Raw genomic sequence first — 25,610 nt, forward strand, 5'->3', positions numbered from 1 at the left:
AACTGCGGCGGATAGTTTTTCATGACCACGAGATGTCCGTTCTCAGATCCTCAGGATCCAGTGTCTCGTGTGTCCAAGATCAGGGGTCAAGGCCCTCAGCATGATCAGCAGTGCCTGCTGGCAGGTATCGACATCACGGCAGAGGAGGCCGGCAAAGCCCCCATGACGGCAGAAGAGGCCAAGGCCGCCAGCCAGGCCGCAGCACGACTGGGTGGCTCAGCCGGCTTGGCCAGCGCCCGGTCCTTCGCCGCGGCACGCGGGCACCTGGCACTGCCCTTCGACTATGTGCATGAGGAGTATCCGCTGGGCCGCTGGCTGGTAGCCCAGCGCAGCAAGGAACGTTGTCACCTGCGGGCCACGGGAACCGCCTGGCCGCCCGGGCTGCGCCTGACGGAGCTGGACCCCTGGTGGAATCCACCCTGGCACTTCCCATGGCAGCGCCACTACCAGCAAGCCCGCACGCTATGGCAGGAAGGCAGGCTCCTGCCCGGCCAGCACGCCCTGCCCGGCGACCGGGACGAGGATGAGGATCTGCTGACGGTGTGGCTGCGCCGGCAGTGCGCCCGGCACGATGTCCTGCACCCAGAACAGCAGAACCTCCTCACCGACATCGGGATCACCGCCGCCACCGCCCGCACCGTCACCGCGTCCCTCACCACTCCCACCCTGGGAGAGATCGGGCTAGCGCAGGCCCGCAGCTACGCGGCCGAACACGGGAACCTGGCCGTGACCGACCGCACCCGCCACAACAGCCACCCCTTAGGAAGCTGGCTCCTGCGCCAGCGCCAACGCGCCGCCGACGGGCGCATCGAGCCCGCCCGCCTCGCCGCGCTCAACGCCCTCGACCCTCACTGGAACCCGCCCTGGCCCCTCGCCTGGCAACGCGCCTACCACCGAGCCCGCGCCGCCACCGACAACGGCACCTTGACCAGCAGCGAACGCCGCTGGATCAGGACACAGGCACAGCTATGGGACAGCCTCAACCCCGCCCAGCAGCAACTCCTTGCCGACCTCGGCACGACCGGGCCTGCCGCCGTACCCACGCAGACCCGCACAACGGCACGCCACTACCCGCCAGGCGAGGGCCTGCCCCACGCCCGCGCCTACGCCGCCCTGCACGGGCACCTGGCGGTATCCATCCATGCCCACCAGGACGGTTTTCCCCTGGGACGCTGGCTCGTGCAGCAGCGCCGCAAAGCCCGCTCAGGCCTACTGTCCGCCCGCACCCTGCAAGAACTCACCGTCCTGGACTCGTGGTGGAACCCACCCTGGCCCTTCACCTGGCAACGGAACTACCAGCTGGCCCGTGCCGCCCACGCCACAGGCCAGCCCACCCCACCCGAACTCGACCGCTGGGCCCGCAAACAGACCACCCTGTGGCACCAACTCCATCCCCACCAACAGACACTGCTGACAGCCATCGGCCCACACACGCCGCATTCCCGATAGACGTCAAGGCCAGGAAACACCATGGCCTCCAGCAGCAAGGCCGTCCCGTACTGGCGGGTGCACCACGGGAAAGCTGCTATTGATCGCCTTGATGGTAGGCGCGGGCAAGGAGCCCAGCGAACGCAGCAGCCCGCTCTACGCTGTAGCGGCCGCCTCGGATCTGCTGGAGCAGTGCACGGCCTACCTGGTCGGGGGCAAAGCCGTTTCTCGCCAGCTCTTGAACGATCTCTTCAATGGGCGGGGGTACGTGCCTATGGGCGCGTTCGTTCACGGCACCGGGCGCAGTTCCGGAGAGGTGAGGCCTTTGATCGGCGGATGCAGCAGGCCGCAAAGGAGCTTCGAAGAGAAGTTGTTGTTCTCTCGGAGCATCCCCAGCAGGTTGGCTCCGCGGTTGTCTCACATCGCCCGGGAGCAGGTTCTCATCCAGAGGCCTGAGATCTTGCCTGGCACGGACCAAGACCCTCTGACCGAAGGGCAAGGTGCCCCACACGTATGTGGCCTGGTTGCTCGCCGTCGGTGTGTCCGTAGGGGTGAGAGGCCCTAGACCGGCCAGTGCCGGTCCCATAGCCGTGTGGCCTACGAGGTCGAGCGTGGCCTTGGGAGGGCTCCAACGGAGCAGATCTGGATAGGCGAACGTGCTGGCTTCACGCCCTTGGGAAATGTCCCACATGCGGCGCGCCTCGGAGTCGATTACCTGGACATCTTGCACGGTGCCAGGTGGAGGGCCTGCTGTGACGGCGCCTAGGAGCGCGCCAGCCATGGTGGCGATGGTGTCAGTGTCCGAGCCGAGAGTGTTTACAGCGAGGAGCAGGCCGGCTTCGGGTGAGTCGGCATAAGCATGGGCGAGCACCGCTGCAAGCAGGGTGGTGACCGTGCCTGATCCGCGAGTCGCGTCGTTGAAGCCGCCCCACTGCTCCACCAGAACAGCGTAGGTCTCTGCGGTCAAGGGTGTTGTGGGGGCGAAGGTTTCGAGTGCTGCGCGGCATTCGTTGGCGACGGTGACTGCGGCTGAGCGGAAGTCGATGCCTGCGGCATCAGTCCATGTGGGTAGCCACAGGTACGCGAGTTCGTCGTCCTTTGCGATGACGTCTGGTACCTGCTCCAGCCAGTCGATTGCGGGGCGCCACTGCTTGGGGCCGGGAAGTTCGTTGGTGTCCAGGGCGTGGGCCAGCAGGATGGCGTGCAGGACGGCGCCGAGGATGCCTCGGGGGTGGCCGTGGGTACTGACAGCGTTTCGTACGACGTCGCGGGTGATGTGGTCCCAGTTGGTGAGGTCCCGTGCGGACCAGACGTGGGGTTGGATGCGCATGGCAGCACCATTGCCGCCGATGTCGACGTAGCGGGCGGCTTTGGTGGCGAAGATGTTCTGTGACCACTTGGCGTCGACCCGCATCAAGCCGGTGGCTGCCGCTTTGGTCCCGCGGCCGGCTCCAAGGGCGTAGGCCTGCCATGCGACGACTTCGATCTTCGCGAATGCCTCGGCGTCGAATTCTCCGTCTCCGCGAATGGCACGTGAAGTGGCCAGGCGTAGCTGGGTGTCGTCGGAGTACGCACCTGCCGGTAGGGGCATGTCGCGTCCGTAGCGTCCTCCGATGCGCCTTTTCCAGGGGACGGTGGTGGTGACGTCATCGCGCCCGATGCGGCGTCGCACGCCGGCGGTGTCGGTCAGTTCGGTGATGAAGCCGAGTGCGTCTCCGTACGCCGCCCACTGGGCTGAGGCGCGTACTGCCTCCCATTGCATGGCGCTCACCGTAGTCCTTACCTGCCGAACGTGACCGGGTCGACAATGATGTCGACCTCATCATGTCCGCTGACACTGACAATGGCCTCAGCCTTCGCTGCGTCCTCGTCAGTGAGGACGTAGATGCGCAGCAGGTGTCGTGTGGAGACGGCCTGCGGGTAGAGCACCTCGGCTTGCGGGTTCGTGGGAAGGTGAGGCTCGCGGTTGCCGCGTGGCGGCGTGCTCTTACCGAATCCGTAGGGGACTCGCTCGGCGAAGAGAGCTTCGGCTCCAGGCAGTCCCTCCACGGGGGTGATGCCCTCGTATCCCATGTTGCTTGGGGAGAACAGCACGCCTGGGTGCGTCATGATGACGGGATCGAAGCTGAGGACTGCCCAGAACAGGTCTTCGTTCGCCCACCACTTTTGGCTGCTGGTCCGCAGAAAGCTGTGGTTGGGTTCGCTGATGCTGAGGTTCACGTACCGCCAGTACTTCGGGTCCTCGCGGCGCCACTTGGTGTTCTCGTGGTAGATGCTCTCCAGATACTCGTCCTCGGACAGAAGAGCCCGAGCCTTGCATTCTCGTTGCAGGAGTATGCCTAGCAAGCCGCGATTTGTGGTGAAATGCACCACTTCGCTGATCTTGCGCTCCTGGATGAGCGCGTTGATGCCCTCAGCCTGTCCTTCACCATCCGGTATGGCCGGGATCGGCTCTGCCGCGGTCATACGGCTTTCACCTCGTAGGTGTCCGGGTCCATGCAGGCGATGAGGTCGCTGGCCTCGGAGGGCTTGTAGGTGATGGTCAGCGTCTTGCGGGCGCGTCCGGCGGACATGGCCAGCAGGCGCAGGTGAGCGTCTCGCTCGCTGTCACCGGGTTCGGTGGCGTGCGGCATGACTTCGCTGTTGAGTCCGACGATGATCACGTGGTCGAACTCCAGCCCCTTGGCGGAGTGCATGGTCGACAGGGCAACGTTCACCGGTCCCGTCGGCCACTCGGCGTTCCGGGTGAGTTCGACGTAGGCCAGTCCGGCGGAGTTAAGACGGTTCTTGACCTCGCCGAACCAGCCCTTGGCGTGAAGGATGGCGACGGACTCGTCGTTGTCGGGTCCCAGGTCGTTGAGGAACTGCACCACATGATCCATCTGCTGGGTGAAGGTGCCCTGGACCAGCAGAGGCTTGTCGCCGTCCTCCTTGCAGGAGGTGAGGTCAGGGATCGCGGCGTCGTCCGTTGTCTCCACGTCCTTGAGCAGCGGAGCGGCGAAGGCGGCGATCTGCCGGGTGTTGCGGAAGTTCTTGGACAGCAGCTTGCTGTTGTGCGAGCCCACGCTCAGGCCGACCTCGCTCCAAGTGAAGCGCTGAGGGTAGATGCGCTGAGCAGCGTCGAGGACGAAGGTCAGCGTGTGCTCGTCGGTGAGGTGGTTGAGTACGGCCCGGACCTGGTTGGCGGAGAAGTCCTGAGCCTCGTCGACCACCACCACGTGGTAGGGGTCGTCGGCGCGCTTGGCCGCCATGGCGTTCGCCAGGTCGGACCAGTCCCAGGCCTGCTGCTGCTTCTTCCACTCCTGGAAGGGATAGATCACCTCCTCCAACAGCCGGCGGCGCAACGGGGTCGGCATCCGCGGGGAGCGGCCGCGGCCCTGACGCTCGCACTCGACGTACTCGGCCAGGTGGTCAGGCGTGAAGCGGCCCAGGACATAGTCCACCTCAGAGCGTACGAAGTCGGCGGACAACGGCAGAGGCGCGGCCAGGGCATCCAGCTTCCGGTTGCGCTCGTGGTCCTGGAGGATCCGCTCGTAGGCCACACGGTCGGTGGCCCACTTCGCGAAGGTGGAGATCGTCAGCTCGACGTCATTGCCCTTGAGCTGCTCCTGGGTGAGTTCCTCGATGTAACCGCGCAGCGTGCGGTTGTACGTGAGGACCAGTACGCGGACGGGGCCGCTGATGAAGCCGTCGCGGCGGCGACGCTGCCAAAAGCCGACGGTGAACTTCAGCCGGTACAAGGCCGTAGTGGTCTTGCCGCTACCGGCGGCGCCCCGTACGACGAACACCCCCGGCTTGTGGTTGTTGATCACCGTGAGCTGCTCGCTCGTCGGCTGCGTCGGCCTGAGCACCTTCATCCGCGCGGTCCCTCCCCAAGACTGCTCCCCCAACCTGAGGCCATGTTAGAAGCCGCTCCACACAGGCCGATTGAAGATCAGACAAGCAGTCTGTCGCAGGATTGCAGATAGCGACACACCGGTCACCCATTCGAGTGATGGGTGTTGAGGTGCCCCTCCGTCAGAGGCGGCAGGCACTTGGCTGTCCGGCGTGGAGCAGCACGCTGTCAACGGGTGGGGCGAGATGGACGTCGAAGCGGCAATCGCCACCGCTGCCGGGCAGACAACGCAGCTGCCGTGGGATCGGGCGACGTCGGTGCGGTTCGAGGATCTGGCGCCGGTATCCGCGTTTCCGGTCGTTCCGGGCCGCCGGTGGGGGCCCGGCTGGTGGTGGTCCGCGACCACCGGACGGCACGTGGTGCACGGTTCGGCAGCGATGCGCACCCAGCTGATGATCCTGGACCGGGACCCGGACGTGACCGGCCTGTCCGCACGCCCGGTACGGCTGCTGTGGCGGGATCCCGACGGGCGGGTGCGCTCGTGGGTGCCTCAGTTGTTCGCCCGGTACGCCGACGGCACCGGCCTTCTCGCCGACTGTCCCTCCAGCCCGAGCGCCGGTGGAGACAGGGCGCAGCGGGCCCGCGTGGTCCTTGAGGCGGCGTGTGCCCGCGTGGGCTGGTCGTATCGGCGCCTCGAGCCGCCTCCAGCGGTGGTGGCGGCGAACCTGCGATGGCTGGCCGGCTACCGCCACCCCCGTTATCAGGGACCTCCCGAACTGCAGGCCGCGCTGGCCGAAGCGTTCGCCGCGCCGCGGCCGCTGGCCGACGGCGTAGCCGTGGTGGGCGATTGCTTGCAGGTCCTACCGGCCGCCTATCACGCGCTGTGGTGCGGGCATCTGACAACGCCTCTCGATGAGCCGCTGCACGAGCGGGCGCTGATCTGCGCTGACGCAGACCGTGGTGAGGGCGTCGAAAGGCGGCTGAGCAGCGTCGGCGGCGATCCGGAGAGAGGTTGAGCCCAGTGGGCGGCACACACGGCAAGAGCCGGCGGCCGGTGGTGGAGGTCGGCGCGCACGTCGTCTACCGGGGGCAAACCTGGCAGGTCGCTGCGTTGCAGGGCCAGCGGGTCTACCTGTTGCAGGAGGACGGCACTGAAGAAGCCTTGCTGTTGGGACGGTTGTTCGCTGATCCGGGCTTCGAAGTGGTGGGAGCGCAGGCGCCGGACACGGTGCCGCAATGGGGGCTGTTCGAGACCGTTCCGCTGGCGGCCCAGCAGCGGGCGCTGGCGTGGCTGCCCCACATCCGGGAGGTCGAGACCGGGTGGCCGCACCCTGAGGGAAGCCCCGAGGGCCAGGCGATGCGGCCGGAGTACGACCCTCAGCGGTGGACTCTGGCGCAGCGGGATGCGGCCAAGGCGAAGGAGCTGACCGCGCTCGGCTTCACCCGGGTGACTCGCACGACGGTCGAGCGGATGCGGCACGCCTACCGCAAGCAGGGCTTGTGGGGGCTGGTCGACAAGCGCACGGTGCCGACACGCGGCCGTCATCCGACGGGGTATGCCGACGAGCGGGTCGTGGCTGCGGTGCTGGAGGCGCTGCGGCGTCAGCGGGGCCGGTCGAAGGGGACGGTGAAGGGACTGCAGGTGCTGGTCGGGCAGATCCTGGAGGACACGCATGGGCGCGGGGTGGTGGAGATGCCGTCGCGGTCGTCGTTCTACCGGCTGGTGAGTGTGCTGGCCGACCCGGCCGAGCGTCCGGGACGCCCGGCGCGTACCGCCACCGCATCCGCCCGCGCCTCGTCGGCGCCGGTGGTGCTGCGGCCCGGGGAGCAGGTGCAGATCGACACCACCCGCCTGGACATCATGGCCGTCCTGGAGGACGGCAGCCTGGGGCGGCCGGAGCTGACGATCGCCGTCGACGTCGCCACGCGTTCCATCCTGGCCGCCGTTCTGCGCCCGCACAGCACCAAAGCCGTCGACGCCGCCCTGCTGCTGGCGGAAATGGCCGTCCCCCATCCTGCCCGGCCCGCTTGGCCCAAGTCGCTGCATCTGTCGCGGGCAGAGGTGCCCTACGAGCGGATGCTGTCGCTGGACGAGCGGCTGGAGGGCGCGGCCGCCCGTCCGGTGGTCGTGCCCGAGACGATCGTCGTCGACCGCGGCAAGATCTACCTCTCGCAGGGCTTCGTCGCCGCCTGCGAGACGCTCGGGGTGAGCGTGCAGCCCGCTCCTCCGAGGCGACCGCAGGCCAAGGCCGTGGTGGAGAGGACTTTCGGCGCGATCAACGACCTGTTCTGCCAGCACGTCGCCGGCCACACCGGCTCCAACCCCCAGCGCCGCGGCTCCAAGACGGCGGCCGAGGCGCGGTGGACAATCCCGCAGCTGCAGGACTTTCTCGACGAATGGATCACCTGCGGCTGGCAGAACCGGCCCCACGACGGACTGCGCCACCCCGTCCTGCCCAAAACCGCCCTCACACCGAACCAGATGTGGGCCGCGCTGATCACCATCAGCGGCTACGTGCCCGTCCCGCTGACCGGGGCCGACTGCCTCGAACTGCTGCCGGTGCGCTGGCAGCCCATCACCGAACGCGGCATCCGCCTCGACTACCGCACCTACAACCACGAAGTGCTCGACCCCCACCGCGGCCAACGCTCCGCTGTCGCCAGCAAAGACGGCAAGTGGGAGGTCCACCACAACCCCCACGACGCCCGCCAGATCTGGGTCCGCCTCACCGACGGCCAGCTCCACGAGATCGGCTGGATCCACCGCGACCACGTCCACCAGCCCTTCAACGACGCCCTCTGGCGCCACATCCAGACCGAGGTCGAACAACGCGCGGACCGCGAGACGCACGAAGCCGACCTCGCCGACGCCCTCGACCAGCTCCTGCGCCGCACCCGCAGCCCCACCGGGACCGAGCACAACACCCGCCGCCGGAGAACCCCCCGCTCCGCAAGTACGGCAGCACAGCTGCCCGACCTGCCAGGCCAGCGGCGCCCCCTCGACGCAGAGACCGCACCGGCCCCGGCCCCGGAGTGGAGCGAGAGCCTTGACGACCTCATCGGCATCGAGGCGGCGGCCGAGACGGACACGAGCGACCCGCAGGGCGCGGGCATGCTTCCGGCCGAGGCAGGCGGATACGGGCTGTGGGACGCCGAAGCAGAGGCCGAGCAATGGTGAACGCCTCCCCGAACACGAACGATGCACCGGCCGGCGGGTCCCCGTCGACAGCGGACCGGCCTCCCGGTGCCGCGGCAAGCGCCGACGGCGACGCCCCTGATGCGCACCAGCAGTCGGTGACCACCTGGGACGGTTTCCAAGCCTTCGCCACCACACCCGTGGCAGCCCCTCCCCCTCCCGGGGCGCCGCCCCGCAGCCTCGCCGAGCGCCTCGCCTACCACTCGCGGTTCGTCACCGTGCGCACCCCGGCCGTCGACACCCTCGCCAAGAACGTGCGCACCCTGATGATCCTCGGCCGCCACCAGACCGTCACCGCACGGCCGTCCCTGATCGTCACAGGCCCCGCCGGCGCCGGGAAAACCACCGCCCTGCTCCAGGTCGGACGCGCCTGCCACCTCGCCCACACCCGACGCCACGGCCCCACAGCCACAGCCGGGCAGGTGCCCGTTGCCTACGTCCTGGTCCCGCCCGCCGCCAGCGCCAAGACCCTGGCCACCGAGTTCGTCCGCTACCTCGGCATCCCCGTCGCCGCCGGCATGTCCCAGGCCCAGATCACCAACGCCGTCTGCCACACCTACACCGCCGCCCGGGTGCAACTGGTGATGATCGACGAGATCCACCGGCTCAATCCCCGCACCACCACCGGCGCCCAGACCGCGGACCTACTCAAAGACCTCACCGAACGCATCGGCGCCACCTTCGTCTACGCAGGCATCGACGTCACCGCCACACCCCTGTTCACCGGAGTACGCGGCGCCCAGCTCGCCGGACGCGCCTCCCTCATCGACTGCGCCGCCTTCCCCGCCCGCCTCGGCGACAGCGAGCCCTTCCGCGACCTCGTCAAAGCCATGGAGAGCGCACTCGACCTGCGCCACCACCGGCCCGGAACCCTCCCCCAGCTGGCCCCCTACCTCCACGAGCGAACCGCCGGCCGCATCGGCAGCCTCGCCCGCCTCATCCGCCAGGCCGCCATCACCGCCCTCATCGACGGCACCGAACGCATCACCAAAAGCACTCTGGAAGCCATCCGCCTGGACCACCTCGCCGAACAGCACTACCGGCCCCACCACCGCTCGCGAAGCCGCAGTACCAGCACCCCATGACCCGGACAGACGTCACGGCCCGGGATACGGCCGCAGCCATCCCCGCGCAGCGCAGTGTCATCACCGCAGGGACATGGCTGCAGATCCCGTCAGCCGCGCCGGGCGTGCTCCACATACGGCCGCTGACCGGCGAAGCGACCGCCTCATATGCACAACGCCTCGCCGACGCCTACCAGCTGACGCTCCCCCAGCTCCTCGACGGCGTCGGCATCACCCTGACCGGCCACGGCACCCTGCCCGCAGCCGAGCTCCACCTCATCCACACCGCGGCCCGCACCTCACCGTCCTGGCCCGCACCCCGCTCCCCCACCTGACGCGCGCCCTGCCCCGCCTCGCCGCCGATGACGACGCGCACAGCACCGCAGCCGCCGCGCACTGGAAGCGGCTCGAGGCCGGGCACCAGCCCGTCCGCGCCTGCACGCTGTGCACCCGCCTCCAAAGCCACGGCGCCACCGACACCGCCTGGGTTCATCGGCCACCGCACCGGCTGATGTGCCCGCGCCACCAGCAAGCCGCACTTCAGCACGAGGGCTCCGGCAGCAATACCCGACGGGACTGCAGGTCCGCTGCTCGAACCAGGGAGCCGACATCGAACACTTACCCTAAACGTTGTCCTGGGTTTCTGGGGTACAATGCCTGGACGACGTAAAGGGAAAGAGGTACAGTTGGCCAAGGAAGAACGGGACCTGGCGAAGAGAGCCGAAGAGCAGGGCTTCGAGGTCAGGCGCACGAGCAAGGGCCACTACATGGTCACGAAGGACGGCGAGCGGATAACGACCATCTCCGGCACATCGTCTGACCCTCGCGCCCTGAAGAACGCGAAGGCTCAGCTCAAGAGAGCCGGGTTCATCGACAAGTAGCAAGCCACGAGAAGGTCCGCCGGGAGGCACCCCCGGCGGACCGCAACACCCCAGAGAACTCAGAGAGGAGTTGTCACAACTATGCCTCAGGCGTGGAGCATCGAAGTCGAGTTGGGCGTACGCGACGTCAGCGACGACACCGTCGACGAATTGCACGAGCACCTGGCCGACTGCAGCCCCGCCGTCGGCACCGCCCCCAGCGATAACCTCTCGGTGCGGATCTTCATCGAAGCCGGCACCGCGCGGCAGGCCGTGGACACAGCACTCAAGGAAGTCACCGCTGCGGCCAAGCAGACCGGAATCAACCACACGGTGGTCGGCATCGAACTGGTCACCGAGGAGGAACTGGACCGCAGGCTCGAGGAACCTTCTGTGCCCGAACTGGTCGGAGTCTCCGAGATCGCCGCCATGTTCGGCGTCGGCAGGCAGCGCGCTGCCCAGGTCGTACAGCGTGAGGACTTCCCGCCCGCCGTGGCTCACCTCAAGGCTGGTCCGGTGTTCGTGAAGTGGCAGGTCGAAGCTTTCGAGAAGCGGTGGGACCGCCGCGGCGGAAGGCCTCCCAAGCCGATCGAACTCACGGAACTGGATCGTGAGGTGCTGACCGCGCTGAACGCTACACACCGCGAAGCCGAAGACTCAGGGCCTGCGACTGGAAAGCCGGTGCGAGAAGGCACAATCCAGGAGCACACTCGCGCAGGTGAAGCCCTTACAGGTTGGGCATTCGCCGCTCTCAGGCCCGGAAGGCTGTGCGCAGCGTTCCCCGCCAGCAACCGGTCGGCCAGAGCCGCGATTACACGGCTGGCCAAGGCACGACTGGTGTCCGTGGAAACAGAATCGACACGCGACGACGAAGTCGTGGTCGAACTCGAACTGACAACCAAAGGCGAGCGGGTAGCCGCCACCCAGTAGTACCCATCCCTTGAACGTCGTCAGGAAGGCCCCCGCAAACGCGGGGGCCTTCCGCCGTAATGCCGACCAACCAGACCCCCACTGACGCGCGCCTCATCACCGCATCAGCGCAACCACCAGATGCACCTATAGACGCACCACTACATCCGCAGGAAACCCAAGATCATTCCCATACAACTACAGGACTCCAGGCCAACGACCCGAACAGCCAAACCGAACAGGCCGCAGACAACACCCATCACCCCGGACACGGCCAGACCCCAAGCCTCAAATCTCAACCAGAAGACAAGACACCAGCTCAGAGCAGCCGAGCTCCCTGAAGATCAATGCTCCGTCACAGCGGCGGGCCGAGGGCCTCTGCGTGGGGTCGTCGACCGGCGCGATGTCGGAAGAGCGGCGCGGGCGGCTGGAGGACATCGATCCGTCATGGTGCCCAGCCTGGCCGGTGGAGTGGCAACGCTGCTTCCACCTCGTCCGCCAGCATCTCGAGGCCGGTGGCATGCTGCCCACGTCGTCGGGCGACGTTGTGCGCCAGGGCGAAGACCTCGGACGGTGGGTGCGCTCGGTACGGCTCGGCTGGGACAAGCTCACCGGTGTGCAGCAGTGGATGTGTGAAAACATCCTCGGCATCCAACCTGCCGGCGAGGACGAGAAGCCCAAACCACGGACCAGCCAGGCCGATAAATGGGCACTGAACCTGGCTGCGGCGAAGCAGTTCTACGAGCGCGAGGGACACCTGCGAGTGCCGAGGAAACACGTCGAGCGGATCGTCGTCGGCAGCGACGGGAGCGGCGAGGGGCAAGGGGTTCGGGAGGTGAAGCTGGGCGCGTGGATCGGGAACCAGCGCAGCCGGGCCGCGACACTGTCCCTGGAGCGGGTGGACCAGCTCTCTGTCATCGGCATGCGCTGGTCGTGATGGGCGTCGTCGTCATTGCGGTCGTCGCGTTCACGGCAGGCTACCTGCTCGGGCGGCTGCATCCGTGGCGGTCAACTGGCCGTGCGCACCTCGGCGATGGCTGTGAGGCGAGGAAGTGTTCCCGCCCCTCGCCGTCGTCGTGGCGGCCACCAGCACAGGGCACCGCACGCCGCCCTGATGACCTGATAAACCACCATTGATGACCGTGATGTGACCTGGGGTGCGAACCGGCCGACGACGGTTCCTCATGGGAGTTCGCGTGCAGGTCAGCATCGCGATCAGCAACGTCAGCCGACGCCCGCCCCAACCTGTCCGGGGGCGCGGCTTCTCATGGTTGCTCGCCCTGCCACATGGTTGCCTCGAACTCAACTCGGTCAGGAGGCGCATCGCCCCTGCGGCTGTCACCGCCCACAAATTTCGTAATCTTCAGGCGGACAACATTGCCCTGGTCGGTAATGAGACAAAGACCATTACCGACCTTGAGTGGCCACTCTTCAAGACTCGCATCAGTGTAACCACCGACTTGGGCCTCAGAAGCGCATTGCTCAGCAGACTCCGGCGAATCGTCGACCTCTGCCGCGGACACGCTGTTGGAAACCTCAAGATAGGCGCTGTCCGTCACGGAAGTACCCCAGTATCTCAGGTCCCACTTACTCGTATCGGAAATACTTGACCACTCTTCAGTGCTGAAACTTCTCACCGATGGAACATCGAGGTCAATAGCGCCCCTGCGCCAGTCCGCCCAGGATATCGCCAGGGGCTTGTTTTCATAAACTGCTGCATAGGGTTGCGGGGCACTTGATGGTGTCGGCGGAACCGCAACCCCAACGGACGGAGAGGTACCTGCGCGTGTTGGCGTGACTGGCTCAGACGCGTCATTGGTTTGGGAAATCTCTGGAGGGCCGGAAGATCTGGCGGTATTCCCATCGCCCTTGGCACCTCCGAGATACTGCAAGAACGCCGCAACTACAACACCAAGAAATCCAATGACTGCGACCGCAACCTGCACCTTGTGATCAGGTAACCAACCACGGCCAGAAGAGCCCGGAGCATTCCCGGACTCAGGCGGGGGCGGAGTGGCGGGTGGATTCGGCGGGATCTGCGGAATGCTCCCGTCTGGCGGGTTCGCCCCGTCTGATCCGGTGTCATCAGCATTCATTACGATAGCCCCCTGATTCTTTTCACCCCTCCGTCTAGAGTAGTGAAAAGCAGTCTCACCGGACCATGGCCCGGCTGGTGGACAAGTTCCTCGCCAACCCGCCCGACGGGCTCGGAGCCCTGTGGCACGCGCTGCCGAGGCCCTGGGAGGAGCCGCCACGGCCGGGCAGGACGGTCCTGCCCGGCCGTGGTCTGCGTCCGGACGTCAGCCGCGGAAGCGGGAGAGCCAGGTGCCGCCGGTCTTCTGCTCGGGCACGTCCTGGTCGTGCTGCTGGTGCTCGGCACAGCCAGCCGCCACAAAGGCGTACTGGAGCGCGCAGCATCTCCGCAGGGGCCGCGCAGCGAAGAAAAGGGACGGGCCCGCGCGCGTCCAGAGGCTGGCTCGGCTCTGCCCGTCCCGATCGGGTGGCCGCGTTCGCTTCTGCGCGAAGGGACGGAGCGGCACGCGGCGCGGCGGATGCGCTGTTGAGGCAACCGTGCAGGATCAGCCGTGCCCAGCCGTTCAAAGGCCGGTGCGGTCCGATCGCTGGGAGGCTTCGCCCGGTAGGCAGTCGCGCGGAGCGGGGGGTAGCTGTGGCGCGGACCCGCAAGGGGTACTACCGGGCGAGGCATTATGTGAAACCGTCGTCGGCTTCCGGCAAGTGGAAGAAGCCGTCCACGGGCGTGGTCGTGGTGGCGGTGCTGGTGGCCGTAGCCGGATGGAACACGCTGCTCGCCGACGAGTCCGACGACTCGGGCAAGACGCCCGCTCCCCAGCCGTCAGGCTCCTCGGCCCCTGCCGTTTCCGGTCGTTAGCCCCGCTCCCGGCCAAAGACCGGCCAGGACCGCGGCCACAGTCGTGTCCTGCCGCTGCCGGCCCGGGCAGGGGGTGCGGGGCGTGCGGTGGCCTCTTCCGCCGTCGCGGGCTGCGCGCCCAGGTGCTCCCAGAGGGCTTGCCACCGGACGATCTGGCCGTCGGGGACACCGCAGGCAGCGAGGTAGGCGGCGGTGCCCCAGGTCGTCGGGAGGGTGGTGCGGTTGAGCAGACGGCTGACAGCGCCGGCCGAGATGCCTCCGGCAGAACGCTCGCCGACTGCCTGGTGGGTCAGGCCGCTGATCACACGGACGTCTGCGAGAGCTGTGAAGAAGCCCGTGACGGTGCGGACCGCCCCCGGATCCGGCCAGGGCCGCTCACCGCTCACGGTTCCGGGCGAAAGGGCGGCCGGAGGGGCGGGGAGGGATGCGTGGTTGCGGCCAAGTGCCACCTTGGAGCCGCTGTTGCGGTCCCTGGCCTGCGGGACGGGGTGTCCTGTGGCTTCCAGGGTGCGGCGCAGATACTGGCAGAGGGCTGCGAGATCGAGCAGGATCGGACCGCCCGGGATGCCGTGACGCAGGGTGTCGAGCAGGGCGCCGGTGAAGGCCGTGTAGGTGTCCCCGACCGGCGCCAGGGCGGTCCGGGTCTCTGCGGCGGCCGCCAGGAGGAAGCTGCCCTCCACGGCCGCCTGGTCGGCGAGCCCGGGTGAAGCGCTCATCCTCCCCAGAGCCAGGCCGCTGTAGCAGCAGTCCAAGATCACGACGTGCCGCTCGGCCTGGGAGTCCAGCAGGAGAACCCGGCGCAGCCAGTCATAGGGCAGGCTGGTCTCGATGCGCCCGTACTCGGTGTCCGGCAGGGCCAGGCTGAGCGCGTCCGCATCGACCGAGCCGTGCCCGGCAAAGTAGACGATCAATGTGTCGGTGGCTTCGGCAGCCGCCTGCCTCACCGCCTCCACCGCGCTCTGCCCGGCGGCCGGGTTCTCGACGACGCGGACATGCTGGGCGGGCAGGTGCAGGGACACCGGGCTGGTCAGGAGGCCGGCGAAGGCCCGCAGATTGTTCGAGACCGCCGGCAGCTGCTCGAGGTGCCGGTAGCGGCTCGTGCCGATCAGGACCGCGCGCGACGCTCCCGGGTCGGGCAGCACACTCACCGGCCTGCCTCCCCGTCGCCGTCGAGGTGGTCAAGTGCCCGCGTCGCCTGCTGGATCTCCTGTTCGGAACAGTCGGTGAGAACGATGACCGTGTCCCCTCGGCGAATCTCCACCCGCGGCCGCTGCGGGCGCGTCTGCCGCCACGCCGCCACCGCCAGCACGAACGATGCCGCACTCCACCCATTGCCCGTCACCAACTGCAGGACATCAAGCGCCGTGCCCATGTCCCCCGGACCGGGGACACCGCCCCGCACATGTGCCGTCACCGACCGGCGCGCCTCGGGGTCCGCACGCAACCAGCCCTGCAGTGAACGCAGTTCCCCCGTAGACGGATCGACCCGCACCTCTAGCAGCACTGCGCCCGCCCCGGCTCCCGCACCGATTCCAACGACGATGCAGACCTGTCCCCCGCGAGGGCTGGAGAATCCAGAACGCTCGCGCGGGTTGTCTCCGTACCGGCCCCGCAGCCGTGCCCGGTACGCGGCACGGTAAGGGGAATGCGGGCACTCGAGAAGAAGGCATCCCCTCCGGCACGCTGCCTGAAGGCCGCGGTATGACGGTCGCGTTGCGGCAGGCGCGCCGCCGCCCGGCCGGGCCGGCGCCGTCGTGGCCCCCTGGCAGCCCGGGCAGGCCGTTGGCCGGCTGCGTGTACGGGCCGCACGAGGGACACCTGTGTCCTGCGCCGCGCGGGGCACCGTCGGCTGGCCGGCGTCGTGCCCGCCGTGTACGCCGGCCGCAGGGGTGTGCGGGACCACACGCGAAAGCCGGCGCCCGGGAGACGGGTGCCGGCTCGGTGCGGGCAGGCCACGCGCCAACGTGGCTTGTGCCGGGTGTCCCTGTCAGCATCGGTTGCAGCCAGTAGCAGCTTAAGGACGTTCGCGGCCGGCAGGACCGGCCTCGTGATGTGGTGCGGCCCACCATCACTCATAGACAGGGACTGCGGCAAGCCGAGCGTGGACGCGAATGAACCATCCCGGCGGCCGGGCCCGTCCTGCGCCGCCGTCGTACGACACCAGTGCTGGTCAGAGGGGGACGCAGGAGCAGGGGGTGAGATGCGATCTCTTGGACACCAGCAAACCAAAAAACTCCCATAATTCAAATGTGGGATTTTACGGGCGGTGATCGCTCTGCGGGGAGCGGCCTCGTCCTGGAATGACGGAGATCTCCCCCGGCGCAGCTGGCGACGCCAATCGCCGCTGTGCACACGGGGTTTGCAGCCAGTAGCAGTTTCGCGCCCGGCCCGCCGTCTTCTGGCAGCCGGGCATGCCGAGAGGACGTCATATGCCCACCGAGACCACCCTCGCAGTGCCCGTCCCCGCCGAGCCCGTGCGGACGGACCCTGCGTCCCGGTTCGGCGCGCCGCAGGCCTTCACCGCCGTCTCCTTCCCCGTCCTGGGCGGTGCCCTGCACGTGGCCGGGGTGCCGCTGCAGGACGTCTTCGTCCTGCTGGGCGGCTGCGGCGCCCTGGGCGCGGCGGCGGTCGTGGCCGCACGGCGGCGGCCGCCGCCGTGCGGCGGCGCTGGCCGGTGCGGTGCTGCGCGCCGCCGCCGGAAAGTAGGGGGCCGCGATGGGACGCCGGGAGAACCCCGTCGACCACAGCCGGCCCGCCCGGGGCCGGCTGGCCGCATATCTGCGCCTGCGGCGGCAGTCGGCCGCCATGACCTACCAGGAACTGGCCCGCGCGACGGGGCTGTCGCCGGCCACGCTCAAGCGGGCGGCCTCGGGCACCGTGGTGCCCCGGCACACGACGGTCGAGGCCTACGTGGAGGACTGCGGCGGCGGGGCGGCACAGGTGCAGTACCCCGGTGAGCTGTGGCGGCACGCGCGCATCGAGGAACGCGGCCGGCTGTCCGGGCTGCACGCCCCGCGGCCCGAACTCATCAGCGACCCCGCTGACCTGAGCCGGGCTCTGGAAGTGGTGTGGGAGCAGGCAGGGGCGCCGAGTCTGCGGGACATCCGGGACCGTTCGGGCAACCCGCCGGCCCTGCCCGTCAGCAGTGCCGCCCGCATCGTCAACCGTGACGCCGTTCCCGCCGACGAGCAGCAGCTGGAGGCGTTCCTTGCCGGCTGCGGCGTCCCGCCCGACAAGCACGCCGCCTGGACGGCCGCCTTCGCCAAGGCCACCGCCGCGCACGAGCTGCCGCAGGAACCGGCAGCTGCGGATCGCCCCGTCGAGCGGCGCCTGCCGCACATGGCGTCCGCCCACGCGGGCGGGCCTGGTACGCGGACCAACAGCCAGGCATGGAGGCAGCTGGTCGAACTGCTGCCGCCCGCCGCGCTGGATGAAGCCGTCGCGATCGGCATGCACAGCTACCTGGCGTCGCAAGCCTCCCTCAACGGCAAGAGCCTGCACGCCCCACTCGCCTGGCAGTCGGACCTGTTCACGACGCACGAGGGCCGGTACGTGGCGGTCGAAGTGAAGAGCCTCTCCAGCCGGGGCCGCGGCGGCCCCGCAGCCGGCGGGAGTGTGAACAAGCCCCGCACACCGGCCCCAGGAGCTCCTCCCACCGCGCGAACCGCACACAGGCACGAGCGAAGCTCCCCCAGCCGGCCACACACCGGCTGACGGCCGTCCGCTGACCTCCCCTTGACAGGACACGGACCGCATCAGGCGGTCAAGGGCAGGACGCCCCCGGCTGGGCAGTGTTCCGCTCCGGTGAGACGCTGCCCAGCGGACGGGCACGCGCAGCCGGGTGGGCGCGCGGGCCTCGGCGGCCCGGGTGCGGGGCTCTCGGTCCGCAGGCCGGGGCCTGGCTGTCACAGGTCGGACTCGAGGTGCTCGATGTCCGTGAAGCGGACCTCTCTTCCAGGGAGCCGGCGCGGCGGCCGCCGTCCTGGAAGTACACGTCTTTGAGGGCTTCGGCCGCGATCTCGCGCAGGCGGGCGTCGCTAGCGCCGGCTTCGCGGGCGCCGAAGAGGCGGGCGGCGTAGTGCGGGGGCAGGGCGAGGGTCAGGTGGCGGATGCGGTCCTGGCCGGTGGATCCGATGGGTGCGGTGTAGCCCAGGCGGGCGCGGGTGTCGATGACGATGCCACCGGTGGTTGCCGCCCGGCGGCGGGTCCGGGCCCGGATCTGCGGCTGCCACCGCTCCTTCACCTCGCGCTCCAGGCGGGCGGCGAGGTCCGGGCGGGGCTTCTTCATCTGGTTCTGAACGTGCCGCTCGACGGTGCGCTGGGAGATGCGCAGCAGCTGGGCCACCGCGCGGGTGCCTGTGCGGTTTCTGACGAGGTGGCGCATCTGCGCGGGCGCGGTCTTGAGTACGGGGCAGGTGAACGCCTTGTGCACGGCGGCGTCCGGCCGTCCGCGAACACGCTCATCGGCCGTCTGCTCCCTACTCGCCGTGGCCGGTGTCGGTGACGGTGCCGTCCTTGATGTACCGGGCGAGGTTGAGGCCGGGGGCGTCGTAGCGGTCGCGGACCTCTTCGCCCCACGGGACACTCTGGGTGCCCTCGTGCTGACCAGGCCGGGGTTGATGCCGAGTTTGAAACCGCCGGGAAGCGGCTTGCCACAGCGGCGCAAGCCGGTCGGTATCCGGCCAGCCGTTGCCCGGCACGGTGCGGCGCAGCGGGGGTGAGAGTGCAGAACTCTGCACTGGCACCGGTGCCCCCGCCCGAAACCTGGGTACCGGGCGCATCCCAACAACCCGCGGTTGCACTGATGTTGCGGTTACCGGCCGGTTCTGCTGCGCGGCAGGTCAGGTATGGCGTTGTGGGGAGTACGTGATCACCGACAGCAGCCAGGAGGCCGCATCGTCCGCGGTACCCGAGGCCAGGTGCCGCATCCCCGAGCCGCACACTACGGATGGTGCCGTGCGACGCGAAGGCGCTCCAGCCGTAGACGTCAACCTCATCGATGTGCGCTTTCGGGACCCTCTGGGTTGCTCGCGTCAGGTCCCGTGGCTCGAGGCTGCGCAGGACGTCCCCTTCGAGGAGAGTCCTGCGGTACGGCCTTTCCCCGTCCGGCACGGGCGGCGGGTTGCTCCGGGTTGGTGGTGGTCGACGACCGGGCGGCTGGTGGCGTACGGGTCTGGTGTCATGCGGACCCAGCTGATGCTGCTGGACCGGGAACCGACGGTGGTGGCGCTGGCCTGCCGGCCGGTCGAGCTGCTGTGGCGTGAGGAGAGCAAGGCTGTCGGTCATGCACCGCAGCTGATGGCCAGGTTTCAGGACGGCAGCGGCCTGTTGCTCGACTGCGCGAGACGCAGCGGCCCCTCGGCCCGGCTGGCGGCGCGGGCACGGGTCGCGGCAGCTGCCGCGGAGGCAGCGGGCTGGTCCTACCGGCTGGCGGGGCCGCCGGATCCGGTGTTGGCGGCCAATGTGCGGTGGCCGGCGGGTTACCGGCATCCCCGGTACGCCGCAGGGCCGTGGATGCCGGCTCTGCCGGAGGCCTTCGGCAGTCCGCGGCCGGCGGTGGATGCGGTGTGTGAGCTGGGGGATCCGATCGCCGTATGGCCCGCGGTCTTCCACGCACTGCGGAGCGGTGTGCTGCGGGTGCGGCTGGACGAACCGCTGCACGAGCGTGTCGTCGTCTCGGTCGCACGGCAGGAGGCCGAAGCGAGGTGACGCAGGCGGTAGTCGAGGTCGGGGCGCGTCTTCGCTCCGACGGACGGGTATGGACGCTCGCCGTGCCGGAAGGTCCCCGGGCCACGCCGGTGACCGACGAGGGCGCCTCGGCGGTGGTGCTGCTGCCCTACCTGTTCGCCGATCCGTCCTTCGATGTGGAAGGCGGACCGGCGCCGGGAAAGGTGCCGCCGTTCGGGCTGCTGGAGGCCCTGCCGGAGCAGGTGCGCGAGCGGGCTCTGGCGTCGCAGCGGCCTGTGCGGGAGGTGGAGACCGGCTTTCCTGACGCGGACGGTCAGGGCGCCCCGCGTGAGCGGTTCGATCCGGCGACGCGGAGCCTGGCGCAGCGGGAGCGTGCGAAGGCCGAGGAGTTGACGGCGGCAGGCTGGGCGGCGCGTGCGGCGACAGTGCGCCGGATGCGGGCGCGCTACCGCAGCGAGGGACTGTGGGGGCTGGTCGACGGCCGTGCGGTGCGGGAGCGGTCGGCGGTGGGGCGGGCCGATGAGCGGGTCGTCGCGACAGTCAGGAAGGTGCTGGAGGGACAGCGGGAGCGGTCGACAGGCACGCTGGCGCGGCTGCGCCGCCAGGTGAGGCGGCTGCTGGAGAAGGAGTACGGCGCCGGAGTGGTGGCCCTGCCGCCGGCGTCGGCGTTCAACCGGCTGGCGCACGCGGCGGCCGACGGACAAGGCCTTTGGGGAACGGTGGCGCAGCGGCGGTGGCACGCGTCGCGGCCGGCACCTCCCTTCACGCCGACGGTGGCACCGCGGCCGGGCGAGCCGGTGATGCTGGACAGCACGCCGCTGGATGTACTGGCGGTCCTGGACGACGGTGTGACCGGCCGGGTCGAGCTGGGCATCGCGCTGGACGTGGCGACGCGCAGCATCTGCGCCGCGCTGCTGCGCCCGATGGGCACGACGTCGGTGGACGCGGCGATGCTGCTGGCGCAGACGGTGGTGCCGACGGCGATGCGGCCGGGCTGGGACAAGGCGCTGTCCATGCAGCGATCCGTCATCCCGTATGAGCGGCTGATCGCGTTGGACGCCCGGCTGGAGCAGGCGGCCGCACGGCCGGTGATCATGCCGGAGACCGTGGTGGTGGACCAGGGCCGTGTGTATGTGTCGGCTTCGTTCGTCTTCGCGTGCGAGAGCCTGGGGGTGTCGGTGCAGCCGGTACCCCCGGCGAAGGGGAACGCGGAACGAACCTTTCGCGCCATCGCCGACGGGTTCAGCCAGTACCTGCCAGGCCACACCGGCCCGGACGTCTCCCAGCGGGGCGCGGCCGCGGAAGCAGGATGCCTGCTGGAGCCTGGCGCAGCTTCAGGAACTGCTGGACGAGTGGGTCATCTGCGGGTGGCAGGAGCGCCGTCACGAGGCGCTGCGGCACCCGATGATGCCGCAGGTCGCTATCTCCCCGAACGAGATGTGGGCAGCTTTGGTGGCGGTGACCGGTCACGTGCCCGTGCCGTTGTCCGCCGACGACCACGTTGAGCTGCTGCCCTTGCGGTGGCTGGCGATCAACGACTACGGCGTCCGCTTCGGCTACCGCACCTACGACCACCCCGGCCTCACCCCCTGCCGGCGCCGCCGCTCACCGCAGGAGGACAAGAACGGACGGCGGGAGGCCCACCACAACCCCTACGGTCCGGACCGGGTGTGGGTGCGCCTGCCCGAGGGGTGGTGGGAGGTGCCGTGGGTCCACGCGGAGGCGGTACGGCGCCCCTTCACCGCGTTCGCCTTCGACTACGTCCGCCGCACCGTGGAACGCCGCGAGGGCCGCGAAGAACACGAGGCGGCGATCGCCCGGGCGCTGGATGCGCTGCTGCGCCGTGCCAGCCAGGGACCGGGCAGCAGACGAGAGCGGACGGTGGCCGCCCGGGCCCAGGCGGCCGCGCAGATGACCGACCCGTCCCCTGCCACCGCATCGCAGCAGTGCCCTGCGCCTTTGGCGCCGGGGGCCTCGTTCGGACTGCCCGGCTCCTTCACCGTCCCGCTTGAAGACGGCGACCGCGGGGACACCGACGACAGCCCGGACGACATCGAGGACGACCCGGACGGCGAGGACTGCCTTCCCGCCGCCCTCGCCCCGGACGACGTCGGCGGCGGCAACGGTCATGCGCCGTCGGCGTCCGTACTCCGACAGCGGCATGCCTGCCAGCGACGAGAACATCCGGCACAAGTGGTACTCGGTCGTGCCGAACGCCCCTGCCAGCTTGCGGACGTCGGGTTCCTCCGCGAGGTGCTCCTCGACGAGATCGACGAGCTGGTTGAGTGCCGAGATCACGAGACCTTCCTTCGACGTCAACCCTGGCAGCAGCAACCTTGGCCGCACCCGGCCGTTCCGAACCGATCCGATCACCCGCCCGGATCGACAAGCAGCCACACGCCCACCTCCTAGGGGTCCGTCTTCAAGCGGATCTTGCCCAAAGCAGGTACGAGGCCAGGGAGACCGCTGCTTCATAGAGCGACTCTGTCGGGAATCTTGAGGTTCGGGGTCATTTACCCTGCCTCCACCACAGGGGCAGTCCTCGCTTGTCGAGGTCCTGCTGGAACGCCGTGGGCGGGCGCGGCCGGCAGGGGCCGTCGGCGGGTTCTTGAAGGCTCAGCCGCTCGACGTTGACCGCGAATGCGGTCAGGACGTGCTGGACGTGCGTCTTCGCGAGGTCGCGGTAGCGGCACCGGCGTCCGCGGCGGCCGTCCACGAACTCCTTAATGCTGCCCTCGGCCCCGAGCGCAGCCCGTGGAGCCGGCGCCGGCCGACCATTTACATAAACTATGAATATAAAAACGCTATGCTTCGAGCATGAGTCGTGAAGACACCGCTCCTGGCGCGTCCGCCGCCATCGGGGCAGCCCTCTACGGCCTGGCCACCAGGGCCGCGAGACGCCTGCCCCGGGACATGAGCCTGACGTCCGCCGCCACCCTGGCCACCCTGGATCGGACCGGCCCGCGGCGCATCACCGATCTGGCTGCGGTCGAGGGCGTCACCCAGCCCGCGATGACCGCCCTGGTCCGGGTGATGGAGGAGTCCGGCCTGGTCGAGCGGCGGGGCGACGCGTCCGACAAGCGGGTCACGCTGGTGTGCCTGACCGAGGCCGGCGCCTCCTATGTCCGGACGCGGCGCCAGGCGGGCGTCCACGCGTTCGAGCGGTTGATCGGCGAGCTCACCGGCGACGAGGTCGAGGCGCTGGTGGCGGCCCTTCCGGCGCTGAAGCATCTGGCAGAGCTCGAAAGCCAGGACCGCGAAGGGCCGAAGCAGTGACCGGGCACCCGGTCGGCGGGGCCGCGGAGAAGGCGTTCTTGGTGGCGCGTTCCGAGGCGCGGCTGCTGGTCCCCGCCCTGATGTTCATCGCTCTGGTCGTGGCGGCGGTCGCCAGCCTCGGGACGCCGCTCATCACCAGCGTGGCGACCTCGTTCCACGTCTCGCTCGGCAGCGCGCAGTGGACGCTGACCGTCGCGCTGCTCAGCGGCGCCGTCGCCACGCCGGTCCTGGGCCGGCTCGGAGCCGGCCCGCACCGGCGGGCCACGATCCTCGCCACGCTGGCGGTCGTCGTCGCCGGCAGCGCGCTCACCGTGCTGCCGCTGCCGTTCGCGTGGCTGCTGGCCGGCAGGGCGGCCCAGGGCGTCGGGCTCGGGCTGACGGCGCTGATGATGGGCGTGGCCCGGGACCACCTCCCCGAGGAGCGCAGCGCGGCCGTGATCGCCCTGATCTCGGTGGTCTCGGTCATCGGGGCCGGCGTCGGCTACCCGCTGGCCGCACTGCTCGCCGAGCTCGGCGGGGTACGGGCCGCCTACGGCCTCGGCCTGGCCGTCACCGCCGCCGCCCTCCTGACCGCGTGGCGCTCCCTGCCCGAAGCCCCCGAAGGCCGCTCCGCCCACGTGGACGTGGCAGGCGCGGTCGTCCTGGCCGCTGCGCTGCTCCTGGTGCTGTTCCTCGCCGGCGAACGGAATCTGTGGAGCCGCCACCTCGCCGTGGCGGCGGGCCTCGCCGTCGTCGCGGTGGTGCTGCTCTGCGTCTGGGCCGTCATCGAGCTGCGCAGCACGACGCCCCTGGTCGATGTGCGGGCGGTGCGGCACCCGGCGGTCGCCGGGGCGAACCTCGCCATGTTCGTCGGCGGGATCGGCATGTATCTCCTGCTCACGCTCCTCACCCGGTACGCGCAGACGCCGCACGGCGCCGGCTACGGCTTCGGGCTGACGACCTTCGTCGCCGGGCTGGTCCTCATCCCGTTCTCGGTGCTGGGGTTCGCCGCCGGCAAGCTCACGCCGCGGGTCCGGACGCGGATCGCCGCCCCCCTGCTCCTGGCCGGCAGCGCCGTCGTGGTCGGCGGCGGGTCCGCCCTGTTCGCGGCGGCCCGGTCGGACCTGGCCGAACTGTTCGCGGCGACGGGCGTGCTCGGCTTCGGCGTCGGCGGCTTCTCGGCCGCGATGCCCGGCGTCATCCTGGCCGTCACCCCCAAGCGCGAGACGTCGAGCGCCATGAGCTTCAACTACGTCGTCCGCAGCGTCGGGTACTGCCTGGGCAGCGCCATCGGCGGCCTGATCCTCGCCGCGGGCACCGGCCCCGGCCACCTCTTCCCCGACGACAGCGCCTACACCACCGCGGCGCTGGTCGGCATCGGCGCCATGGCGATCACGACGCTGACAAGCCTCGCTCTCGCCCGCCGACGCTCGTCCGAGACCAACCCGTAAGTCAGATGCCCTCATCCCCACACTGGAGGTCCCATGCCCAAGGGCTACTGGGTCAGCGTCTACCGCACCATTTCAGACCCTGAGAAGCTGGCTGCCTACAACAAGCTGGCCCGTCAGGCCGTCCAGCCCTGGGGCGGCCGGACCCTCGTCCGTGGCGGTCGGGTCGTGGCGTATGACGCCGGAATCGCCGAGCGCACCGTCCTGGTCGAGTTCGACAGCTTCGAGCAGGCCGTCGCGGCGCGCGAGAGCGCGGCCTACCAGGAGGCACTGGTCGCCCTCTCCGACGGCGTCGAGCGCGACTTCCGCATCGTCGAAGGCATCGACTGACCGAGGTCCAGGCGGATCTTCACCGAAGTGCCCGAGCTCCTCGTGCTGGCCGGCTGGTACCGCACCATCAGCTACCTGGCCCATGGACTCCTCCTGGAAGAGGAACTCCGGGCGCCCGCTTCCCGGGCCGGCGACCGCACTCCGTACCTGTCTGGGCGTTGGCCAGCATTGCGGGACAGCTTTTCGGACGGGCTGGAAACAGTGACCTCGCGGAAGGGAATTCATGCGTGCCATGCGCTTCGGGAGGTTCGGTGACCCGGAGGTCCTGGAGGAGACCGATGTGCCGGATCCGTTGGCGGGGCCGGGCGAGACCGTGGTCCAGGTGGAGGCCGCGGGTGTCAATTTCGGCGACATCAACAACGACTGACAAAATAAGCCGAGTTGCCGGTGGGTGATCAGGCAGCAGGCGAGTTTCAGAACACTTCGTGCATGTCGGCTCGTCGCTCCCAGCGGATGTGTAGGCGGCGGAAGCCGTGAAGCCGGGCGAAGGTCCGCCCGATCACCCATCGGCAGGTGCCCAGTCCGGTTCCGCTGGCCGAACCGCATGTACTTGTCGGTCTTCGCGGCGAGGACCTGGGCGGACTCGAAGCAGTTGCCGATCTCCACGAACAACAGCGGCACCCCGTCCCCGGACGCGGTGACGACGATGTCCGCCTGGGCGCCGCCCCTGCCCGGGTCGGACCAGGTGCCCGTCGCGGGCAGCGCCA

At 69.4% G+C, this 25,610-nt stretch carries 23 protein-coding genes and 4 pseudogenes; 16 read left to right on the top strand and 11 right to left on the bottom strand.

Annotated features, from left to right (window positions below):
- Positions 1 to 69 precede the first annotated feature (69 nt).
- Positions 70 to 1,449, top strand: coding sequence for a helicase associated domain-containing protein (locus ACH4F6_RS39620; RefSeq protein WP_397965524.1), 1,380 nt, complete (start codon positions 70 to 72; stop codon positions 1,447 to 1,449).
- A gap of 76 nt (positions 1,450 to 1,525) precedes the next feature.
- Here ACH4F6_RS39620 and ACH4F6_RS39625 read toward each other — a convergent pair whose 3' ends face one another.
- Genes ACH4F6_RS39625 through ACH4F6_RS39635 form a run of 3 tightly spaced genes read right to left on the bottom strand, consistent with a single transcriptional unit; the run spans position 1,526 to position 5,285 of the window.
- A complete protein-coding gene (locus ACH4F6_RS39625) occupies positions 1,526 to 3,190 on the bottom strand; it encodes an ADP-ribosylglycohydrolase family protein (protein ID WP_397965548.1) in 1,665 nt (554 codons plus the stop codon).
- 17 nt (positions 3,191 to 3,207) lie between these two features.
- Complete coding sequence (locus ACH4F6_RS39630; protein WP_397965525.1) at positions 3,208 to 3,894, bottom strand: DarT ssDNA thymidine ADP-ribosyltransferase family protein; 687 nt, start codon at positions 3,892 to 3,894, stop codon at positions 3,208 to 3,210.
- Positions 3,891 to 5,285, bottom strand: coding sequence for a 3'-5' exonuclease (locus ACH4F6_RS39635; RefSeq protein ID WP_397965527.1), 1,395 nt, complete (start codon positions 5,283 to 5,285; stop codon positions 3,891 to 3,893). Before ACH4F6_RS39635 ends, ACH4F6_RS39630 begins: the two co-directional genes overlap by 4 nt.
- A 190-nt stretch (positions 5,286 to 5,475) precedes the next feature.
- Here ACH4F6_RS39635 and ACH4F6_RS39640 point away from each other — a divergent pair, with 190 nt between their 5' ends.
- The 7 genes from ACH4F6_RS39640 (at position 5,476) to ACH4F6_RS39670 (ending at position 12,229) form a co-directional block, all read left to right on the top strand.
- Positions 5,476 to 6,279: a TnsA-like heteromeric transposase endonuclease subunit gene (locus ACH4F6_RS39640; protein WP_397965529.1), complete on the top strand. Its 804-nt coding sequence runs from the start codon at positions 5,476 to 5,478 to the stop codon at positions 6,277 to 6,279.
- Between the two features lie 5 nt (positions 6,280 to 6,284).
- A complete protein-coding gene (locus tag ACH4F6_RS39645; protein WP_397965530.1) occupies positions 6,285 to 8,441 on the top strand; it encodes a Mu transposase C-terminal domain-containing protein in 2,157 nt (718 codons plus the stop codon).
- 116 nt (positions 8,442 to 8,557) lie between these two features.
- Positions 8,558 to 9,544 (top strand): TniB family NTP-binding protein, encoded by a 987-nt coding sequence (locus tag ACH4F6_RS39650; protein ID WP_397965531.1) that lies wholly within the window; start codon positions 8,558 to 8,560, stop codon positions 9,542 to 9,544.
- Positions 9,541 to 9,858 carry a hypothetical protein gene (locus tag ACH4F6_RS39655; protein WP_397965533.1) on the top strand — a complete coding sequence of 106 codons (318 nt, stop codon included), beginning with the start codon at positions 9,541 to 9,543 and terminating at the stop codon, positions 9,856 to 9,858. The genes ACH4F6_RS39650 and ACH4F6_RS39655 overlap by 4 nt, the downstream gene beginning before the upstream one ends.
- 351 nt (positions 9,859 to 10,209) lie before the next feature.
- A complete protein-coding gene (locus ACH4F6_RS39660) occupies positions 10,210 to 10,404 on the top strand; it encodes a hypothetical protein (RefSeq protein ID WP_208029898.1) in 195 nt (64 codons plus the stop codon).
- An 81-nt stretch (positions 10,405 to 10,485) separates the two neighbouring features.
- Positions 10,486 to 11,313 carry a hypothetical protein gene (locus ACH4F6_RS39665; RefSeq protein WP_397965535.1) on the top strand — a complete coding sequence of 276 codons (828 nt, stop codon included), beginning with the start codon at positions 10,486 to 10,488 and terminating at the stop codon, positions 11,311 to 11,313.
- Positions 11,314 to 11,674: 361 nt separating this feature from the next.
- Positions 11,675 to 12,229, top strand: a complete 555-nt coding sequence (locus ACH4F6_RS39670) for a helicase associated domain-containing protein (protein ID WP_397965537.1) — start codon at positions 11,675 to 11,677, stop codon at positions 12,227 to 12,229.
- Positions 12,230 to 12,557: 328 nt separating this feature from the next.
- On the opposite strand, the gene ACH4F6_RS39675 is transcribed toward ACH4F6_RS39670, so the two are convergent.
- Positions 12,558 to 12,851, bottom strand: a complete 294-nt coding sequence (locus tag ACH4F6_RS39675; protein ID WP_397965538.1) for a hypothetical protein — start codon at positions 12,849 to 12,851, stop codon at positions 12,558 to 12,560.
- Between the two features lie 1,109 nt (positions 12,852 to 13,960).
- On the opposite strand from ACH4F6_RS39675, the gene ACH4F6_RS39680 reads away from it, so the two are divergent.
- A complete protein-coding gene (locus ACH4F6_RS39680; protein ID WP_397965539.1) occupies positions 13,961 to 14,182 on the top strand; it encodes a hypothetical protein in 222 nt (73 codons plus the stop codon).
- On the opposite strand, the gene ACH4F6_RS39685 is transcribed toward ACH4F6_RS39680, so the two are convergent.
- Together ACH4F6_RS39685 and ACH4F6_RS39690 are read right to left on the bottom strand one after the other, a co-directional pair.
- Positions 14,179 to 15,330: a caspase domain-containing protein gene (locus ACH4F6_RS39685; RefSeq protein ID WP_397965540.1), complete on the bottom strand. Its 1,152-nt coding sequence runs from the start codon at positions 15,328 to 15,330 to the stop codon at positions 14,179 to 14,181. The genes ACH4F6_RS39680 and ACH4F6_RS39685 overlap by 4 nt on opposite strands.
- A complete protein-coding gene (locus ACH4F6_RS39690; protein WP_397965542.1) occupies positions 15,327 to 15,686 on the bottom strand; it encodes a hypothetical protein in 360 nt (119 codons plus the stop codon). Before ACH4F6_RS39690 ends, ACH4F6_RS39685 begins: the two co-directional genes overlap by 4 nt.
- Positions 15,687 to 16,897: 1,211 nt before the next feature.
- Between ACH4F6_RS39690 and ACH4F6_RS39695 the strand changes: the two genes are divergently transcribed.
- Positions 16,898 to 17,896, top strand: a complete 999-nt coding sequence (locus tag ACH4F6_RS39695) for a helix-turn-helix domain-containing protein (protein ID WP_397965543.1) — start codon at positions 16,898 to 16,900, stop codon at positions 17,894 to 17,896.
- A gap of 191 nt (positions 17,897 to 18,087) precedes the next feature.
- On the opposite strand, the pseudogene tpg reads toward ACH4F6_RS39695, so the two are convergent.
- Positions 18,088 to 18,646: pseudogene (gene tpg / locus ACH4F6_RS39700) on the bottom strand (telomere-protecting terminal protein Tpg).
- 14 nt (positions 18,647 to 18,660) lie between these two features.
- Positions 18,661 to 18,842: pseudogene (locus tag ACH4F6_RS39705) on the bottom strand (hypothetical protein); the annotation flags it as partial.
- Between the two features lie 341 nt (positions 18,843 to 19,183).
- Here ACH4F6_RS39705 and ACH4F6_RS39710 point away from each other — a divergent pair.
- Both ACH4F6_RS39710 and ACH4F6_RS39715 read left to right on the top strand, forming a co-directional pair.
- A complete protein-coding gene (locus ACH4F6_RS39710; protein WP_397965550.1) occupies positions 19,184 to 19,891 on the top strand; it encodes a TnsA-like heteromeric transposase endonuclease subunit in 708 nt (235 codons plus the stop codon).
- Complete coding sequence (locus tag ACH4F6_RS39715) at positions 19,888 to 21,375, top strand: hypothetical protein (protein WP_397965544.1); 1,488 nt, start codon at positions 19,888 to 19,890, stop codon at positions 21,373 to 21,375. The genes ACH4F6_RS39710 and ACH4F6_RS39715 overlap by 4 nt, the downstream gene beginning before the upstream one ends.
- 589 nt (positions 21,376 to 21,964) lie before the next feature.
- Here the strand turns inward: ACH4F6_RS39715 and ACH4F6_RS39720 are convergent.
- Together ACH4F6_RS39720 and ACH4F6_RS39725 are read right to left on the bottom strand one after the other, a co-directional pair.
- Positions 21,965 to 22,168: pseudogene (locus tag ACH4F6_RS39720) on the bottom strand (AraC family transcriptional regulator); the annotation flags it as partial.
- A gap of 211 nt (positions 22,169 to 22,379) precedes the next feature.
- Positions 22,380 to 22,736, bottom strand: coding sequence for a transposase (locus ACH4F6_RS39725; protein WP_397965552.1), 357 nt, complete (start codon positions 22,734 to 22,736; stop codon positions 22,380 to 22,382).
- Positions 22,737 to 22,783: 47 nt separating this feature from the next.
- Here ACH4F6_RS39725 and ACH4F6_RS39730 point away from each other — a divergent pair, with 47 nt between their 5' ends.
- From ACH4F6_RS39730 to ACH4F6_RS39745, 4 genes are all read left to right on the top strand, one after another.
- Positions 22,784 to 23,146, top strand: a complete 363-nt coding sequence (locus ACH4F6_RS39730; protein ID WP_014173936.1) for a MarR family winged helix-turn-helix transcriptional regulator — start codon at positions 22,784 to 22,786, stop codon at positions 23,144 to 23,146.
- Positions 23,143 to 24,576, top strand: a complete 1,434-nt coding sequence (locus ACH4F6_RS39735) for an MFS transporter (RefSeq protein ID WP_397965546.1) — start codon at positions 23,143 to 23,145, stop codon at positions 24,574 to 24,576. Before ACH4F6_RS39730 ends, ACH4F6_RS39735 begins: the two co-directional genes overlap by 4 nt.
- Before the next feature lie 33 nt (positions 24,577 to 24,609).
- Positions 24,610 to 24,903: a DUF1330 domain-containing protein gene (locus ACH4F6_RS39740; protein ID WP_099886179.1), complete on the top strand. Its 294-nt coding sequence runs from the start codon at positions 24,610 to 24,612 to the stop codon at positions 24,901 to 24,903.
- 223 nt (positions 24,904 to 25,126) lie between these two features.
- On the top strand, positions 25,127 to 25,270 hold the full coding sequence (locus ACH4F6_RS39745; protein ID WP_397965547.1) for a hypothetical protein: 144 nt from the start codon (positions 25,127 to 25,129) through the stop codon (positions 25,268 to 25,270).
- 11 nt (positions 25,271 to 25,281) lie between these two features.
- Here the strand turns inward: ACH4F6_RS39745 and ACH4F6_RS39750 are convergent.
- A pseudogene (locus tag ACH4F6_RS39750) lies at positions 25,282 to 25,433 on the bottom strand (IS5/IS1182 family transposase); the annotation flags it as partial.
- Positions 25,434 to 25,610 lie beyond the last annotated feature (177 nt).

This window comes from Streptomyces sp. NPDC017936, assembly GCF_044328485.1.
Taxonomy (GTDB): Bacteria; Actinomycetota; Actinomycetes; order Streptomycetales; family Streptomycetaceae; genus Streptomyces.

Coding starts and splice junctions, on each gene's coding strand:
- ACH4F6_RS39625 (WP_397965548.1), bottom strand. CDS start 3,190: ATGCAATGGGAGGCAGTACGCGCCTCAGCCCAGTGGGCGGCGTACGGA.
- ACH4F6_RS39630 (WP_397965525.1), bottom strand. CDS start 3,894: ATGACCGCGGCAGAGCCGATCCCGGCCATACCGGATGGTGAAGGACAG.
- ACH4F6_RS39635 (WP_397965527.1), bottom strand. CDS start 5,285: ATGAAGGTGCTCAGGCCGACGCAGCCGACGAGCGAGCAGCTCACGGTG.
- ACH4F6_RS39655 (WP_397965533.1), top strand. CDS start 9,541: ATGACCCGGACAGACGTCACGGCCCGGGATACGGCCGCAGCCATCCCC.
- ACH4F6_RS39665 (WP_397965535.1), top strand. CDS start 10,486: ATGCCTCAGGCGTGGAGCATCGAAGTCGAGTTGGGCGTACGCGACGTC.
- ACH4F6_RS39695 (WP_397965543.1), top strand. CDS start 16,898: ATGGGACGCCGGGAGAACCCCGTCGACCACAGCCGGCCCGCCCGGGGC.
- ACH4F6_RS39730 (WP_014173936.1), top strand. CDS start 22,784: ATGAGCCTGACGTCCGCCGCCACCCTGGCCACCCTGGATCGGACCGGC.
- ACH4F6_RS39740 (WP_099886179.1), top strand. CDS start 24,610: ATGCCCAAGGGCTACTGGGTCAGCGTCTACCGCACCATTTCAGACCCT.
- ACH4F6_RS39745 (WP_397965547.1), top strand. CDS start 25,127: ATGCGTGCCATGCGCTTCGGGAGGTTCGGTGACCCGGAGGTCCTGGAG.